The organism is Lactobacillus sp. M0390, from assembly GCF_016102085.1.
Lineage (GTDB): Bacteria > Bacillota > Bacilli > Lactobacillales > Lactobacillaceae > Lactobacillus > Lactobacillus apis.
Genome location: NZ_JACFPH010000001.1, coordinates 361,316 through 377,454, shown reverse-complemented (window position 1 = coordinate 377,454; position 16,139 = coordinate 361,316). Strand labels below are relative to the sequence as shown.

Genomic DNA, 16,139 nt, shown 5'->3' with positions numbered 1-16,139 from the left:
TTGGTAAAATGAATGTATAAGAGAGGTGTTTTAAATGATGAAACAATATCACCGCATACAAGTCGCCGTTGATGGATCAAAAGAAGCAGATTTAGCTTTTAAAAAAGCAATTTTACTAGCTAAGGGTAATAATGCAGGCTTAGAAATTTTACATGTCATTGATACTAGATCCTTCCAAAATGTTTCAAGCTTTGACTCCGAAATGGTTGAGCAAGTTTCAAATGATGCTAAGGAAAAGCTGCAAAAATATTACAATGATGCAAAAGAAGCGGGAATTAACGATGTTCACTTTTCAATTGAATTCGGTTCTCCTAAGGCAATCATTGCACACGACTTTCCTAAAAAGCATCAAATTGATTTAATCGTAGTTGGTGCAACTGGCTTAAATGCTGTAGAACGAATTTTAGTCGGTAGCGTAACCGAGTATGTAACCAGAACCGCAGATTGCGATGTACTAGTTTGTCGTACCGCCGAAAATCAAAGTTAAAATAAACTGGGCATGCAAAAAGCACTTCCTTTTAAAAGAAGTGCTTTTTATTTTTAATTAAAAGTCGCCTGCCTGGCTAAACATATAATCTTTATTATGAAACTTCATCGATAAAATCATACCAATACCAATCATATTCCCAATTAAGGCTGAACCACCTTGGGAAATAAATGGTAATGGTATACCTGTCAACGGCAAGAGATCAATACTCATTCCTATATTTTCAAAAACATGGAACAAGATCATCATAATGACCCCGGTCGATACATATGAGTAAAATGCATTTTTGGTATCAAATGTGATACGCACCATCTGAATAATCAGGTATAAGTAAAGCAAGATAACTGCTACACTACCAACAAAACCAAATGATTCACCAATTACTGAATAAACCATATCCGAACCACGGACTGGTACGTAAACACTTAGATTTCCAAACCCATTACCAAAAATCTGTCCAGATCCAATCGCTTGCATACTCTGCCACAACTGATATGCTGCTTTAGATGTATCTGTAGATGGATTCAGCCAAGACATGATACGAGCAAATTGATACGGTTGAAAAGAATGGCTTAGAATAACCTGGCCGCCTGGTGTAGTTACCATAAAAATCACTACCACACCTATAATTGCAACTATGATAAACATTGGTGTTATTATCTTCCAAGATATTCCTGAAACAATAATTACCCCACCAACTATAGCGAAAAAGACAAGCATCGTACCAAAGTCATTTTGTAATTTCAGTAGAATTGCAATTGGTAGCATCCAACCAACTATTTTACCAATTAAAACCCAGTCATTTCGAATTGTGTGTGCGAACTTCTGATTGTGCTCTCTAACTACTCTAGCTAACATTAGAATAAACGCTGGTTTCATTACCTCGGATGGCTGAAAGGAAATTGGCCCTAGCTTAAACCAACTTTTGGCACCAGCATCAGCAGCTATACTTCGATTATAAAAGAATAAAACTGCAATCAAAAGGACAATTCCTAGACCGTAGGCATATGGTGCAATTCGAAATAACTGTTCTGCATCAAATTGAATTACAAAAACAACTATTACTAAAGAAATCAGATACCAAAGCCCTTGCATTAAAACTGCTTTTACTGGACTTCCCATATGACTTGGATCATCTATTGCAGCAAAGTAAATCGAGTATAAACCAACAGCTGCCAGAATCAGCACAGGAACAACAATGTTCCAGGCTATTTGATCATACAAATCAGTTTTATTTTGTACTTTTACCATTAATCATCACTGTCCACTATTTTTCATGTAAAGCAAAGTACGATAGCAAGTCATTGATGCTACTTTCTAACGTCTTTGCATATAGAACACTATTAGTTTTATTAGTAGTTGCACGATAACGTCCATCAATTTTTTCAATTAAACCAATAGCTTTTTTCTTCTGTGGAATGACTACTTCCCAAGTCGGATTATCTTTTCCGTTGATTTCATTAATTTCAATATTAATATTCTCTGGTTTTTTTGACATAAATACTCCTATTTCACATCAGGATGAAATTTTTTAGCAATAATTTCATCTTCATATCTCTCTGGGTGGGGGTTACGGAAAATAGTAAACTTATCAGGTACCGGATCAACCCCTCCGCGAACAAAGGGATTGCACCGCAAAATTCTGCTAATACCCATAATTAATCCTAAAAAAGGACCAAATTTGGTCAATGCATCAATCATGTAAGTTGAGCAAGTAGGATAATAACGGCAAGACTTAGGTAAAGCCGGCGAAATAAATTTCTGATAAATTTTAACTAGATAAATTAAAATCTTACGCAAACCACACCTCCAGTTGAATTAATGACGTTGATGCTTTTCGATATTTTTAAGCAAAATGCCTGTTCCCAATGCAACAGCTTCAAGAGGATGATCAGCAGTCAAAACTGGAACCTTAAGATAGTACGAAATTAGTTTATCCAAGTTCTTTAACATCGCACCACCACCAGTTAGCATAATACCACGATCAATAATGTCGGCAGATAACTCAGGCGGAGTCTTCTCTAAAACATCTTTAGTTGCTGCAATAATTGTCATTAAACCATCATGCAAAGCTTCTTGAATTTCAGGAGCAGAAACAGTCGCCTGCTTAGGAAGACCATCCACTACATCACGTCCACGAACAGTAATCGTCTGATCCTTATCCGGTTCAAACGCACTACCAATTTCAATTTTAATTTGTTCAGCTGTTCTTGAACCAATAAGCAAATTATGCTTGTTTTTAATGTAAGAAACAACAGCTTGGTTCATATGGTCTCCAGCATAGCGAAGAGATTGGCTAGTAACAATTTCACCCATTGATAAAACAGCAATATCAGTAGTACCACCACCAATATCGATAACAATGTTACCTTGTGGCTTAAAAATATCTAGCCCTGCACCAACAGCTGCAACCTTAGGTTCAAAATCAAGGTAAACCTTACCACCACCTGATTTTTCAGCTGCTTGAATAATTGCTTTCTGTTCAATTGAAGTTACTCCAGTTGGAGCACAAATCAAAATGTTGGGTTTTGACATAAAGCCCTTAACATTTAATTTTTCAATGAAGTAAGATAGCATCGCTTCTGTAATGTCAAAATCGGCAATTACCCCATTCTTTAATGGGCGAATCACACGAATGTTACCAGGCGTTCTACCTACCATTTTGTATGCTTCAGTTCCAACAGCTACTACTTTATTTGTACTTGTATTGACAGCAACTACTGATGGTTCATTCAAAACGATTCCCTTACCAGAAACGTTAATGAGCACGTTGGCTGTCCCTAAATCAATTCCTATATCTCGTGCCACGATAATCCTCCATAAACATTCATTGTACATTTTACCATAAAGAAAGCTAGTTTGCTGCACTCTTCAGGCGTTTTAACAAGTCTTAAAAGAAATTACTTAATTGTAAAGAAGTATCTATCAGCGTAATGAAAAAATTCCCCACTAAAAAGCCTAACGCAATTGCTGCAAAAATCAGTAGCAATTGCGCTTCAAAAACCTTATTAGTTCTAATAATTTTTTCGATTCTAACACTCTTCATAATTTGAAATGATAGCCCTATTGTTATCAGGTAAATAATAATACTGATCAGAGCATGAACACCAAGTTGAAACATTTAATTTCCCACTTTTCTTTAGTCAAATAAAAAACGGATACACGCTTTTGTGTATCCGTTAAACTTTAATACTATTTACCTGAATTGTAAACACTAATCCGGTTGACAGCCCTTCTCAATGCAACTTGTGCTCTTTCGAGCGATCTTTGATCATGCGTTGCTTTTGCTTCCTTCAAAGCATCTTGAGCACGCTTTCGAGCTGCTTCAGCACGAGACACATCAATTTTATTTGAACGTTCCGCACTATCAGCAATAATCGTTGCTACATTATCAGAAAACTCAAAGTAGCCACCGCTTACTGCTATGTGATTAACAACTTCATTCATCTCACGACTTCTTTTAACCCTAATTTCACCAATTGAAAGTGGAGTTAAAATAGGCAAGTGATTATACATGATTGAGCGTTGTCCATCGATTGCACGCATCTCAACAATACTACAATGATGAGAAAAAACTACGCCATCAGGTGTTACAACATTTACCATGAAAAGTTTTTCTGGATCTGCCATTTGACATCACCCTACTTTTCTAATAATGCTTTTGCTTCAGGATCACTGGCGGTTACACCCATATCTTGAGCTTTTTTCAAAACATCTTCGATAGGACCCACGCTACGGAAAGCATCTTCTGGTAAATCGTCTAAATGACCATCCAAAATCATCTTAAAGCCTTTAATTGTCTCTTTGATTGGAACATATGAACCAGGTACACCAGTAAATTGTTCAGCAACAAAGAAATTTTGGGATAAGAAGAACTGAATCTTACGAGCACGACTAACAATTACCTTCTCTTCATCAGATAATTCATCCATACCCAACACTGAAATAATGTCTTGTAATTCGTGGTAGCGTTGCAAAATGTGCTGTACACGTGTAGCAACTTCGTAATGTTCTTGACCAACTACTTCAGGATCCAACGCACTAGAAGTTGATTCCAATGGATCAACGGCTGGATAAATACCCTGCTCAACTAAGCTACGTTCCAAGTTGGTTGTAGCATCAAGGTGAGCAAAAGTTGTAGCTGGGGCTGGGTCGGTATAGTCATCGGCAGGAACATAAACGGCTTGAATTGAAGTAATTGAACCCTTCTTAGTTGAAGTGATTCTTTCTTGCAATTGACCCATTTCAGTTGCAAGTGTTGGTTGATAACCAACGGCACTAGGCATTCTTCCTAACAGAGCTGAAACCTCAGAACCAGCTTGAGTAAACCGGAAAATGTTGTCGATAAAGAGCAAAACGTCTTGTCCTTCAACATCTCTAAAGTACTCAGCTAGGGTTAATCCAGTTAAAGCTACACGCATTCTGGCACCAGGCGGCTCATTCATTTGACCAAAGACCATCGCTGTTTTGCTTAAAACACCAGATGCCTTCATTTCAAAGTAAAGGTCATTACCTTCACGTGTTCTTTCACCAACACCAGTAAAGACCGAAATACCACCATGCTCTTGAGCAATATTGTGAATTAACTCTTGGATAATAGTAGTCTTCCCAACTCCGGCACCACCAAACAAACCAACTTTACCACCACGAACATAAGGTTCAAGTAAATCAATAACCTTAATCCCTGTTTCCAGAATTTCTTGGCTGGTAGTTAATTCATCATATTTTGGTGCATTTCGATGGATACTGTTACGAGGATGATCCTTATCAAATTTTGGACCATTATCGATTGGTTCACCTAAAACGTTAAAAACACGTCCTAAGGTATCAGAACCAACAGGTACTGAAATAGGACCTCCAGTATCTTGGACCTTCATTCCGCGCCGGAGTCCGTTGGTAGATTCCATCGCGATTGTTCTTAATACACCGTCACCGAGTTCAAGTGTAACTTCAAGAACAATTGATTCATCATCCGACTTAACGACGCGCAAAGCATTGTTAATATCAGGTAGGTTTTTGTCAAGTGGAAATTTCACATCGACTACAGGGCCGATTACTTGAACAACTTCACCTTCACTCAAAACATCTACCTCCTTTTCTCTTAATTATTTCAAAGCATTTGCACCACTGACAATTTCGGTAATTTCAGTAGTGATCTCAGCTTGTCTTGCACGGTTTAATTTTGTAGTTAAACTTGAAACCAAGTCATTTACGTTATCGGTTGCACTCTGCATTGCTGTCATTGAACTAGCATGTTCTGCAGTTTTTGCATCCAGAATTGCCCCATAAATAGTTGAACGGGCATATTGAGGAATTAGTGTAGTCAACACAGTATTAATGTCTGGCTCAATATCATATTCTAGATCTCGGTGTTCTTTTGCTTCTTTAAGGCCGATATCGATATCAACAATAGGAAGCATTTTTTCAACACGAAATGCTGATGATAAAGAGTTTATGTGGTGCGTATAACAAACGTATAGCTCATCATAAACTCCGTTTAAGTACATTTTGATTGCAGTTGAAACAATTGGTAAAACTTCATCAAAAGTTGGCACATCAGAAATTGCAGCATTTTCATAAACAACATTCAAGTTGTTTTTCTTGAAAAATTCAGCTCCTACAGAGCCAACAGCAAGAATTTTAATGTCTTTATTTTCTGCTTTTGCATCTTCAGCTAAGCCCATCATATTTTTAATGACGGCACTATTATATGATCCAACAAGTCCTCGATCACCTGTAATTACAAGATAACCAGTAGACTTTACTTCTTTACGAGCTTGAACCATGTCTGAAATGACACCTAGGCCAAAAACATTTTCATAGTCAATCTTACTGATGCTGTCTTCATCGATTGCAACATTTTCTTTGTGCAAGTGGCTAACCACTTGTGCACTCATCAAACGGGAAAGAGTTTGTCGAACATGGTCATTATAAACCGTATATCCTTCATCTCTTTTTTCTGTTTGATTAAGTTTTGACGCAGAAACCATTCTCATTGCTTCTGTGATTTTACCAGTTTGCTTAACTGAAGCAATTTTCTTCTTCAACTCAAGTAAAGATGCAGGCATACGCTACCTCCTATTTATTACTTGGTGAAAAACTATCTGCAAATTTAGAAATTGCAGTCTTTAACTCACTTTCATCCGGCAGTTCACCTGTCTCACGGATGTGATCCAATAAGTCTGAATGTTGACTATCAAAGTTATCATACAATTCTTTTTCAAATCGGCCGATATCTTCAACAGGAACAGAATCCAAATAGCCATGAGTTAGTGAGTATAGTAAGACAACTTGCTTTTCAACTGGAATTGGGTCATGTAATGGTTGTTTTAAAACTTCAACAACTCTACGACCACGATTTAATTTAGCCTGGGTTGCCTGATCCAAATCACTGCCAAATTGAGCGAAACTCTCTAATTCATGATAAGCTGCCAAATCAGTACGTAACGTACCAGCAACTTTTTTCATTGCTTTTATCTGAGCGCTACCACCAACACGGGAAACAGAATTACCAGCGTCAATAGCTGGACGAGTTCCTGCAAAGAACAAATCACTTTGCAAGAAAATCTGACCATCCGTAATCGAAATTACGTTGGTTGGAATATACGCTGAAATATCTCCCGCTTCAGTTTGGATAAACGGAATGGCAGTCATTGAACCTCCACCAAGTTCATCACTCAACTTCGCACTACGCTCCAACAGACGGGAATGCAGGTAGAAAACGTCACCAGGATAAGCTTCACGACCAGGCGGACGACGAAGGAGCAAAGAGAGTTCACGATAAGCAACGGCTTGTTTGGATAGGTCATCAAAAATGACTAAAACATCCTTACCGTTGTACATAAATTCTTCACCCATTGCCGTACCAGCATATGGTGCTATATAAAGCATTGGGGCCGGTTCACTTGGTCCAGCTTCGACAACAATTGTATAATCCATTGCGCCAAAGCGTTTCAAAGTTTCTACTTGCGTTCTAACAGTTGACTCCTTTTGACCAATAAAGACGTAAATACAAATTACATCTTGTCCTTTTTGATTCAAAATAGTGTCAACAGCCAAGCTTGTTTTACCAGTTTTACGGTCACCAATGATTAATTCACGCTGACCTCGACCAATTGGAACCAATGCATCGATTGCTTTGATACCAGTTTGAAGTGGTTGATTAACTGATTGTCGTTGCATAACTCCAGGTGCAGCATCTTCAATTGGACGAGTCTTAGTGGTTTTAATTTCACCAAGTCCGTCAACTGGCTGACCTAGAGGATTAACTACACGACCAATCAGTTCTTCGCCAACTGGCACACGCATGATTTCACCGGTTCTTTTTACTTGGTCACCTTCGCGAATATCATCAAAGTTACCCAAGATAATGATACCAACATCATTTGACTCAAGGTTTTGAGCAATACCATACGAACCGTTGTCAAATTCCAACAATTCATTAGATAGAACATTGTCCAATCCGTGAGCCCGGGCGATACCATCACCTATGTAAGTTACAACCCCAACCTCATTAATGTCGAGTTTGTCATCATAGTGTTCAAGCTGTTGCTTGATTAAAGAGCTAATTTCTTCTGCTTTAATGCTCAATGGTTTCACCTCTTTTAATTTTTACTAATTAACTGCGCACGAATCTTTTTCAGTTTGTTCTTTACTGAACCGTCGATAACGCAATCGCCAACTTTTAGAATTACACCGCCGATTATCTCTGAATCTACTTTGTTTTCTAGGGTAACACTGGATAAACCAAATTTTTTGGCATAACTATCTCCTAGAGCACTTAATTGATCTTCATCGAGTTTAACCGCAGTTATTGCAGTTCCAACCATTATTTTTTTGCTGTCATTATACAATTTATTAAAGAAATCGATAATATCAACAAGTTCAAGAAAATGATTATAATCTAGCAGCAAATTTAAAAAAGTTTGAACTTCTGTACTGAAGCCCTGTTCAATTGCTGACAACGATTTTTTCTTTTCATCACTGTTTAAAATTGGATCACTAAAAACACTAAGGATCTGTGGATTTGTACAAACGGCTTTTCTTAATTCACATAATTCTTCTTTAACAGTATCCAAAGCGTTCATGTCTTGCGCATAATTAAATAGCGCAGTTCCATAACGTGCAACAATTTCTTCTCTACTTAAGGCCATTATTTATTCAGCCCCTTAATAAACTGATCAACCAAATCTTTTTGATCATCAGCAGATAAGTTTTTAGCAATTACCTTTTCAGCAATTGTAACTGAAATATCAGCTACCTGCGCACGTGCTTCATCTAATGCATCTGCTTTGGCTTGTGCAGCATCTGCTTTGGCCTTTTCATGAATCGAAGCAGCGTCATCGTTAGCCTCAGCTACGATTTGACTACTTGTCTTCTGCGCATTAGCTTTTGCATCAGAGAGAATTTGTGTTGCTTCTTGTCTTGAATTTTTCAAGGCAGCTTCACGTTCATTAGCCAAAACTTCGGCTTTTTTGCGGTTGTCTGCAGCTGAATCTAAATCGCTAATTACTTTTTGCCGTCTTTTTTCCATCATTTCGGAAACTGGTCCCCAAGCATAGTGCTTAACCAAGACAAGCAAAATTGCAAAAACAATCAAATACCAAATGGTATTACCAATGTAAATATGACCTGATGAGGCTGCAAATAAAGTTTGAAATGTCATTTACTGCCCTTCTCTCTTTTCAACTTAATTACTTTTAAAAATTAAAGGAAGAGAATCAGAAAAGCAACAACAATTGCCAAAATTGGAACGGCTTCAATCAAACCAACACCGATAAACATTGTTGATCTCAAGTTACCTGCACTTTCAGGTTGACGAGCCATACTTTCGACAGTCTTAGTAATAACTTTACCGTTACCCCAAGAAGCAGCTAAAGCAGCAATACCAGCGGCTAACGCTGCAGAAATATATTTAAATGCTTGTGACATATTTAAACCTCCGAAAAATTATTCTTTTGTAACTTTCTTACCAATATAAACCATTGATAAGGTTACGAAAACATATGCCTGGATAGAGCCAATGAAGACAGAGAAACCTTGCCAAATCATCGCAAGTGGGGCAGCTAAAACCATGGTTGTAATACCAAAGCTAGGAGCTAAACTATTTCCAATCAATGTCAATAGAACTTCCCCAGCATAAATATTGCCGTATAAACGTAAAGACAAAGTCAAAAAGTTAGTTATTTCCTCAATCATATTGATTGGGAACAAAAAGCTAACTGGCTCTGCATAATTGCGCCAATAGCCACCTACGCCAAATTTTTGCATTCCAAATGTGAATGATAGAAGCAAGGTCATCATTGCAAACGACATTGTCGTTACTGGATCAGCTGTTGGTGACTTAACAAACATATTGTCACCAACTTTGACTTCTAAGAAGAGTCCCAATTGATTCATGCAAAAGATAAATAGGAACAAAACAAAAGCATAAAGTGATAGATGCTTACGTGCATCAGGATCACTGACATTATCTTTAACAATGCCATCAGTGAAATCCAATAAATATTCAATCACATTTTGCTTCTTGTTCGGTCTCAATTCAACTTTGCGCGAGAGCCAAATGCAGACGAATAAAACCACTGCAGCCATTAAAGTTGAGCCAATCATCCCAGCGAGATCAAAGTTTAAACCCAAAAATTTAAAAACAAATGATTTCTCCATTACTTCGTGACCTCCCTTCTTGTGCCCAGTTTATCGAACACTCCTACAATATTAACACCAAACAAACCTTTTGTGAAAAATTGTAAGCGAATTCCGTATACTATTTGTAAAAATATCGCTATTTAGTGCCAAACAAGCGGTCACCAGCATCACCGAGACCAGGAGTGATGTAGCCATTTGGTAATAACTTCTCATCTTCTGCTGCGGCATAAATGTCTACATCAGGATTTTCTTCCTGAATAGCTTTTACGCCTTCAGGTGCAGCAACTAAAACGGCAAGTTTAATGTCCTTAACACCACGTTTTTTCAAGGCGCCAATAGCCATATTAGCTGAGCCACCAGTGGCAAGCATTGGGTCAACTACTAAACACTCACGATCTGCTACATCCTTAGGCATCTTACAGAAGTATTCGTGTGGTTCTAATGTTTCTTCATCACGGTACATCCCAATGACACCAACTTTAGCTGAAGGAATCATTTCCATCACACCATTGAGCATACCAATACCTGCACGCAAAATAGGAACAATCGTCATCTTTTTACCAGCTATTTCCTTTTGCGTTGTTTTGCCCATTGGTGTTTCAATTTCAACATCCTTTAATGGTAAATCCCTAGTAATTTCATATGTCATCAATCCGCCAATCTCACCAACAATTTGACGAAACTCATTGGAGCTTGTCTCCTTACGTCTAATGATTGTTAACTTGTGTTGAATCAACGGATGATCTAACACTGTAAATTTACCCATTCTTTTCCTCCTATAAAACAAATATACTTTCTCGCTTATTTTAATCAAAAAAGCAGAGGGTTTAAAGCCCTTTGCTTTATTTTTTTACTTTCCATGAAAATGGTTCTCAGCCGCAGCCTTATTTAAGCGGTTCATATATGCCAAGGTGGCCTCGCTGCCACTAAAGCCTTGAACATAAATTTGATCAATTGACTGCTTATCATCAAAATAGCGCAATGCACCAAATAAGTTATGATCAGCATCTACCAGATTCTTACCCAAACTGAACTTATTTTGCTCTGGTACATTCAACCCAACTAAAACAGAATCTAAAGCTGCTACGCCAGTATGCTCATTAAACTCAATTTTTGCAAAATCACTCGTGTCATCGACAATTATTACTGGTTCACTTGGAGCATAATGACGATACTTCATCCCCGGAGCCTTTGGTACACCTTGGTCTTCTACTTGCCCACTGTTAATCAAGACCTTTTCACCAAGTACTTCGCTTAGCTCTTGTGGCGTAATTTCACCAGGCCGTAAGACAACTGGCGTTTCGACGGACAAATCAATAATGGTTGATTCCAAACCTACTCTGGTTGGCCCACCATCGATTATGCCCGCAATTTTACCATTTAAATCATGATAAACGTGCTGTGCAGTGGTTGGACTTGGTTTAGTAGAAGTATTCGCAGAAGGCCCAACTATTGGATAGCCCAGTTTAGAAATCAAATCGTGTGTCAACTTATCATCTGGGCAACGAAAAGCTACAGTATCTAACCCACCAGTAACAGCTTTGGGCAAAGCATTAGGTTTAACAAAAAGCAAAATGGTCAGCGGACCCGGCCAAAAATGCTTCATTAATTTTTGCGCACGTTCAGGAATTTCTTTCGCATAATCCGAAACCATTGCTCCATCTGAAACAGTTACAATTAATGGATTATCACTAGGTCTTCCCTTGGCGGCATAAACACTCTTCACAGCCTTTTCATTAGTTGCGATAGCGCCAAGACCATAAACTGTTTCGGTCGGAAAAGCCACTAATTTACCTGCTGCTAAAAGTTTACCGGCCTCGTCAATTTGGTCTTGCTGAAAAATTTTCGTTTCCATTACTTATTCCACTTCCCAAATACCATTCGTGGTTTATTTGCCATATCATCCTTAAATTCAATTGTAAAATCAGGTAATTCTTTGACAAACATTTCTTGTAATTGCTGTTTTTCACTAAAGCCAAATTCTAAAAAGAATTCGCCACCTGTGTTCAAATGCTCACGTACCTGCTTGGCAAATTTTTGATAAAAGGCAATGCCACTTTTACCACCAAATAATGCCTCCTTAGGTTCATTTTGTAAAACATTTTGATCCATCACATCTTTTTCGGATTCTTTGATATATGGCGGATTAGAAATTATCTTATCAAACTTTTCTAATCCAATTAAAACGTTAGCTTTGCGCACAGTGACATCTAAATCATAGACTAAGAAGTTTTCTTCCGCTGTTCTTAAAGCAGCATCTGTCACATCAGAAGCGAACAAATTTAAATCTGTAATTCCTTTTTTTGCTGCTTCTTTTGCTAAAGCAACAGTAATACAGCCTGAACCAGTACCTAAATCAAGTACCGTCTCACCGCTTTTTAATTCTTCAAGCGTCCAAGCAACTAGTTCTTCAGTTTCAAAACGCGGAATTAAAATACCTTGTTCAACTAATATCTTGTAACCATAAAACCATGCATAACCCAAAATGTATTGAGGTGAAATTCCTTTAGCAAGTTTTTTGACATCTTTTTCGGCTTGCTTAATTTGAGCGTCGCTTAGCGCCATTTCTTGTTTTAACTCAAATTCGCTTGGACTTAGTCCAAGTCTTTCAGCTAAAAGAAAATCAACGTCTTCTTGACGCTGATCAGCAGCCGCTTCGGTTGCCCAAATACTTAAGTCCTTCAAAGTAGCAATTTTAGCCATTTTGATCAGCCAACTCCTCTAATTGCTTAGTTTGGTTATATAAAATCAATGCATCAATTACTTCGTCCAACTCACCATTCATAATTCGATCTAACTTGTTGAGTGTTAAACCAATTCGGTGATCAGTTACACGGTTTTGCGGATAGTTATAGGTTCTAATTCTTTCAGAACGATCCCCTGTACCAACCGCATTTTTCCTCTTTTCGTCATATTGATCACGATTTTCACTTTCATAGTAATCATAAACACGTGAGGTTAAAATTTGCATTGCTTTTTCCCGGTTTTGTTGCTGACTACGTTGATCCTGCATTGCCACCACAATTCCAGTAGGCAAGTGAGTCATTCTAACAGCACTAGAGGTCTTGTTAATGTGCTGACCACCTGCACCACTAGAACGGTAAACATCAACTCTGATGTCCTTTGGATCAAGCTCAAAATCAACTTGCTCATATTCTGGCATTACAGCAACTGTTGCAGTTGAAGTATGTACTCGTCCTTGAGATTCGGTTACAGGGATACGTTGTACACGGTGAGCACCATTTTCATACTTTAATTTAGAGTAAACTTTGTCACCTGTAATCATGATTGCAACACGCTTATAACCACCAACTTCAGTAGGTTCACTATCAACAATGGAGACTTGCCAATTTTGTCGTTCAGCATATTTTTCATACATTCTGAGTAAGTCACCAGCAAAAAGTGAGGCTTCGTCACCACCAGCTGCACCTCTGATTTCCATAATGATATCTTTATCATCATTAGGATCTTTAGGAAGCATTAAAATTTTGATTTCGTCTTCCAAATTAACTATTTCCTGCTCTAGGCTACTATTTTCTTCTTTAGCCATTTCAACTAAATCAGAGTCGCTTTCGCTTGAAATAATTTCTTTATTGTCTGCTATTTCTTTTTTATCTGCTTTGTATTTTTGATATTTTTCTACAACATCATGTAAGTCAGATGCTTCTTTGGAAATTTCCATATACCGTTTGGTATCGTTGATAACCTCTGGATCGGCCATCATTTCTTGCAATTCATCATAATGAGCCACAAGTCCTTCAAGCTGTGCCATAATTTTATCCATATTTTATCAGTCCCTCTCTATCTTTGTTCATTTGGGTGAAAATAATGAAAACGACAAACCGGATAGTAACTTTCATCACCACCAATTTGGACCTGCTCACCTTCATAAACTGGTTTCCCTTCGTGAATACGCAAGTTCATTGTAGCCTTACGTCCACAATAGTGGCAAATGGTTTTTATTTCGTTGATTTTATCAGCAACAATCAACAGATTTTTTGACCCTTCAAATAGGTTATTCTGAAAATCATTTTTTAATCCAAAAGCCATTACTGGAATGCTTAATTCGTCAACAATTCTAGCACACTCAAAAACATGGTGCCGTTCCAAAAACTGTGCTTCATCAACAAAAACGCACGCAATTGGACCATCACCAAGCTTTTTTTCCTGATCATTGATTTTTTCGATATAAGCAAAAATATCCATGTCATGCTCAATTGGAATAGCCTTGCGATGAAGACCTATTCGGGAAGCAACAGTTCCTACCCCACTCCGATTATCTACGCCACTTGTCATCAGCACAATTTTTCGACCCTGAGCCTCATAGTTATGTGCGTCTTTCAGAATTTCAAGCGTTTTGCCACTACTCATTGTGCCGTAGTGAAAAAATAATTGTGCCATTTTTGCTCCTTTGTATAATTATATCCACCTGACTTTATCTAGTATAGATGAAAATCAAAATAAGTGCAGTTAAAATAGTAGTTAAAAACTCGTTTTCGTTTGCGTGCTATGCTATAGTTGTTACAGATTTTAAAGCGAGGGATAAACATGAATCTAAAATCTGATGTTGCCAAATTTGCCGGAAAATCAAGTTACTGGTTTCTTCACAATGTACTAAAAGGTGGAACTAGCTTCCCAGGAAAAATTGCAATGAAACTTGATCCAGATATTTTGAACACACTTGCTCAAAATTACGAAACAGTTATTGTAACCGGGACAAATGGTAAAACCATGACCACGGCACTGATAGTTGAAGCCTTACGAGAAAAATACGGCGAGGTTTTGACCAATCCATCTGGTTCTAACATGCAGCAAGGAATTGTTACTGCTTTTTTAGCTAATAAAAAGAGCAAAGCTAAGCGCCCCATTGCTGTTTTAGAAGTTGATGAAGCCAATGTCAAAATGGTTACTAAACTAGTTAAGCCGAGTGTTTTTGTTTTAACTAATATCTTTCGTGATCAAATGGATCGCTACGGCGAAATTTATACTACCTATAATAAAATTATTGAAGGTATTAAGTTAGCTCCTGATGCAACCGTCATTGCTAACGGTGATGCTAGTATTTTTTCATCAGTTGATCTGCCAAATCCAAAAATTTTTTACGGCTTCAAACTTCCAAGTGACCATTCACAAAATGATGTTAAAGCTCCGGTTAATACTGATGGTGTCCTTTGCCCAGAATGCGACCATATATTGCACTACCATGACCGAATTTATGCTAACTTAGGCGACTTTTTCTGCCCCAACTGTGGCTATCGCCGTCCGGAGTTAACTTATTCAGTCAGCGAGATTATTGATAAGGATCCAAACCACCTTAGCTTTCGAATGGGAACCAAAGATTATCACATCAATATTGGTGGAACATATAACATTTACAATGCTTTAGCAGCTTATTCTGTCGCACGTCATTTTGATCTTGACGATGAAGAAATTGCTAGTGCCTTTGCCAAAAACAAACGCGTTTTTGGTCGCCAAGAGTTAATTCAATACGCTGATAAGGACATTGATCTCATTTTGGTTAAAAATCCAGTTGGTCTAGACGAAGTTTTACATATGCTTAACACCGAAAAGGATGACTATTCTCTAGTTACACTACTTAATGCTAATCATGCTGATGGAATTGATACTTCATGGATTTGGGATGGTCAGTTTGAAGATTTAAATCACGAGCAAATTAAACAAATTCTAGTTGGTGGACAGCGTTGGCATGACATGGGATTTCGCTTAGAAGTTGCTGGCTTTTCACCAGAACAAATGACTACCTGTCCGGATAACGAAGCAGTAATTGAAGAAATTGCCAAGCTTCCAACTAAAAAGGTTTACATTTTATCTACCTACACTGCCCTTCTTTCACTCCGCAAGACAATGGCAGAAAAAAAGATAATTAAGGCTGGCATGTAATTGGCGTAATTAACAGCTAAAAACTATTTTTGTAAAGTTTTTAAAGATAGCGCTTGCAAAAAGATAATTTTTTTGTTAACTTTAAAAGAGTTAATGATAGCGCATG

Annotated in this window: 20 protein-coding genes; 2 read left to right on the top strand and 18 right to left on the bottom strand. The window is 37.8% G+C overall.

The genetic code is table 11. The features are described 5' to 3' along the window. Positions 1-34: 34 nt before the first annotated feature. Entirely contained in the window at positions 35-487 is a 453-nt protein-coding gene (locus H3R25_RS01875; RefSeq protein ID WP_198188807.1) for a universal stress protein, read from the top strand. 57 nt (positions 488-544) lie between these two features. Here the strand turns inward: H3R25_RS01875 and H3R25_RS01870 are convergent, their stop codons facing one another. From H3R25_RS01870 to H3R25_RS01785, 18 genes are all read right to left on the bottom strand, one after another. Beyond that, positions 545-1,738, bottom strand: coding sequence for an FtsW/RodA/SpoVE family cell cycle protein (locus tag H3R25_RS01870; RefSeq protein ID WP_187157848.1), 1,194 nt, complete (start codon positions 1,736-1,738; stop codon positions 545-547). Between the two features lie 16 nt (positions 1,739-1,754). Continuing rightward, on the bottom strand, positions 1,755-1,985 hold the full coding sequence (locus H3R25_RS01865; protein ID WP_046306667.1) for a DUF2969 family protein: 231 nt from the start codon (positions 1,983-1,985) through the stop codon (positions 1,755-1,757). An 8-nt stretch (positions 1,986-1,993) separates the two neighbouring features. After that, positions 1,994-2,287 (bottom strand): membrane protein insertion efficiency factor YidD, encoded by a 294-nt coding sequence (gene yidD, locus H3R25_RS01860; RefSeq protein WP_187157847.1) that lies wholly within the window; start codon positions 2,285-2,287, stop codon positions 1,994-1,996. Between the two features lie 18 nt (positions 2,288-2,305). After that, positions 2,306-3,295: a rod shape-determining protein gene (locus H3R25_RS01855; protein ID WP_046306663.1), complete on the bottom strand. Its 990-nt coding sequence runs from the start codon at positions 3,293-3,295 to the stop codon at positions 2,306-2,308. A gap of 82 nt (positions 3,296-3,377) precedes the next feature. Next, positions 3,378-3,608: a DUF1146 family protein gene (locus H3R25_RS01850; protein ID WP_046306660.1), complete on the bottom strand. Its 231-nt coding sequence runs from the start codon at positions 3,606-3,608 to the stop codon at positions 3,378-3,380. 71 nt (positions 3,609-3,679) lie between these two features. Further along, on the bottom strand, positions 3,680-4,117 hold the full coding sequence (locus tag H3R25_RS01845; protein WP_046306658.1) for a F0F1 ATP synthase subunit epsilon: 438 nt from the start codon (positions 4,115-4,117) through the stop codon (positions 3,680-3,682). 11 nt (positions 4,118-4,128) lie between these two features. Next, entirely contained in the window at positions 4,129-5,568 is a 1,440-nt protein-coding gene (atpD, locus tag H3R25_RS01840) for a F0F1 ATP synthase subunit beta (RefSeq protein ID WP_109715392.1), read from the bottom strand. 24 nt (positions 5,569-5,592) lie between these two features. Continuing rightward, positions 5,593-6,555 (bottom strand): F0F1 ATP synthase subunit gamma, encoded by a 963-nt coding sequence (locus H3R25_RS01835; RefSeq protein ID WP_074425480.1) that lies wholly within the window; start codon positions 6,553-6,555, stop codon positions 5,593-5,595. Positions 6,556-6,565: 10 nt separating this feature from the next. Beyond that, on the bottom strand, positions 6,566-8,077 hold the full coding sequence (gene atpA / locus H3R25_RS01830) for a F0F1 ATP synthase subunit alpha (RefSeq protein WP_046306652.1): 1,512 nt from the start codon (positions 8,075-8,077) through the stop codon (positions 6,566-6,568). A gap of 14 nt (positions 8,078-8,091) precedes the next feature. Next, a complete protein-coding gene (gene atpH, locus H3R25_RS01825; protein ID WP_198194123.1) occupies positions 8,092-8,640 on the bottom strand; it encodes an ATP synthase F1 subunit delta in 549 nt (182 codons plus the stop codon). Continuing rightward, a complete protein-coding gene (gene atpF / locus H3R25_RS01820) occupies positions 8,640-9,152 on the bottom strand; it encodes a F0F1 ATP synthase subunit B (RefSeq protein ID WP_046306647.1) in 513 nt (170 codons plus the stop codon). Before atpF ends, atpH begins: the two co-directional genes overlap by 1 nt. A 41-nt stretch (positions 9,153-9,193) precedes the next feature. Beyond that, positions 9,194-9,418 carry a F0F1 ATP synthase subunit C gene (gene atpE, locus H3R25_RS01815; protein WP_046306646.1) on the bottom strand — a complete coding sequence of 75 codons (225 nt, stop codon included), beginning with the start codon at positions 9,416-9,418 and terminating at the stop codon, positions 9,194-9,196. A gap of 18 nt (positions 9,419-9,436) precedes the next feature. Continuing rightward, positions 9,437-10,150, bottom strand: a complete 714-nt coding sequence (gene atpB / locus H3R25_RS01810; RefSeq protein ID WP_122034879.1) for a F0F1 ATP synthase subunit A — start codon at positions 10,148-10,150, stop codon at positions 9,437-9,439. Between the two features lie 118 nt (positions 10,151-10,268). Beyond that, the gene (gene upp / locus H3R25_RS01805; RefSeq protein WP_046306643.1) at positions 10,269-10,898 is read right to left on the bottom strand and encodes a uracil phosphoribosyltransferase; all 630 of its coding nucleotides are present in this window, start codon (positions 10,896-10,898) and stop codon (positions 10,269-10,271) included. A gap of 84 nt (positions 10,899-10,982) precedes the next feature. Further along, positions 10,983-11,987 (bottom strand): L-threonylcarbamoyladenylate synthase, encoded by a 1,005-nt coding sequence (locus H3R25_RS01800; RefSeq protein WP_198194121.1) that lies wholly within the window; start codon positions 11,985-11,987, stop codon positions 10,983-10,985. Further along, entirely contained in the window at positions 11,987-12,835 is an 849-nt protein-coding gene (gene prmC / locus H3R25_RS01795; protein WP_198194119.1) for a peptide chain release factor N(5)-glutamine methyltransferase, read from the bottom strand. The genes H3R25_RS01800 and prmC overlap by 1 nt, the downstream gene beginning before the upstream one ends. Further along, positions 12,828-13,916: a peptide chain release factor 1 gene (gene prfA / locus H3R25_RS01790; protein WP_198194117.1), complete on the bottom strand. Its 1,089-nt coding sequence runs from the start codon at positions 13,914-13,916 to the stop codon at positions 12,828-12,830. Before prfA ends, prmC begins: the two co-directional genes overlap by 8 nt. Before the next feature lie 17 nt (positions 13,917-13,933). Continuing rightward, positions 13,934-14,533, bottom strand: coding sequence for a thymidine kinase (locus H3R25_RS01785; RefSeq protein WP_046306636.1), 600 nt, complete (start codon positions 14,531-14,533; stop codon positions 13,934-13,936). Positions 14,534-14,680: 147 nt separating this feature from the next. On the opposite strand from H3R25_RS01785, the gene H3R25_RS01780 reads away from it, so the two are divergent. Continuing rightward, positions 14,681-16,033, top strand: coding sequence for a Mur ligase family protein (locus tag H3R25_RS01780; protein ID WP_198194116.1), 1,353 nt, complete (start codon positions 14,681-14,683; stop codon positions 16,031-16,033). The last annotated feature ends 106 nt before the right edge of the window (positions 16,034-16,139 follow it).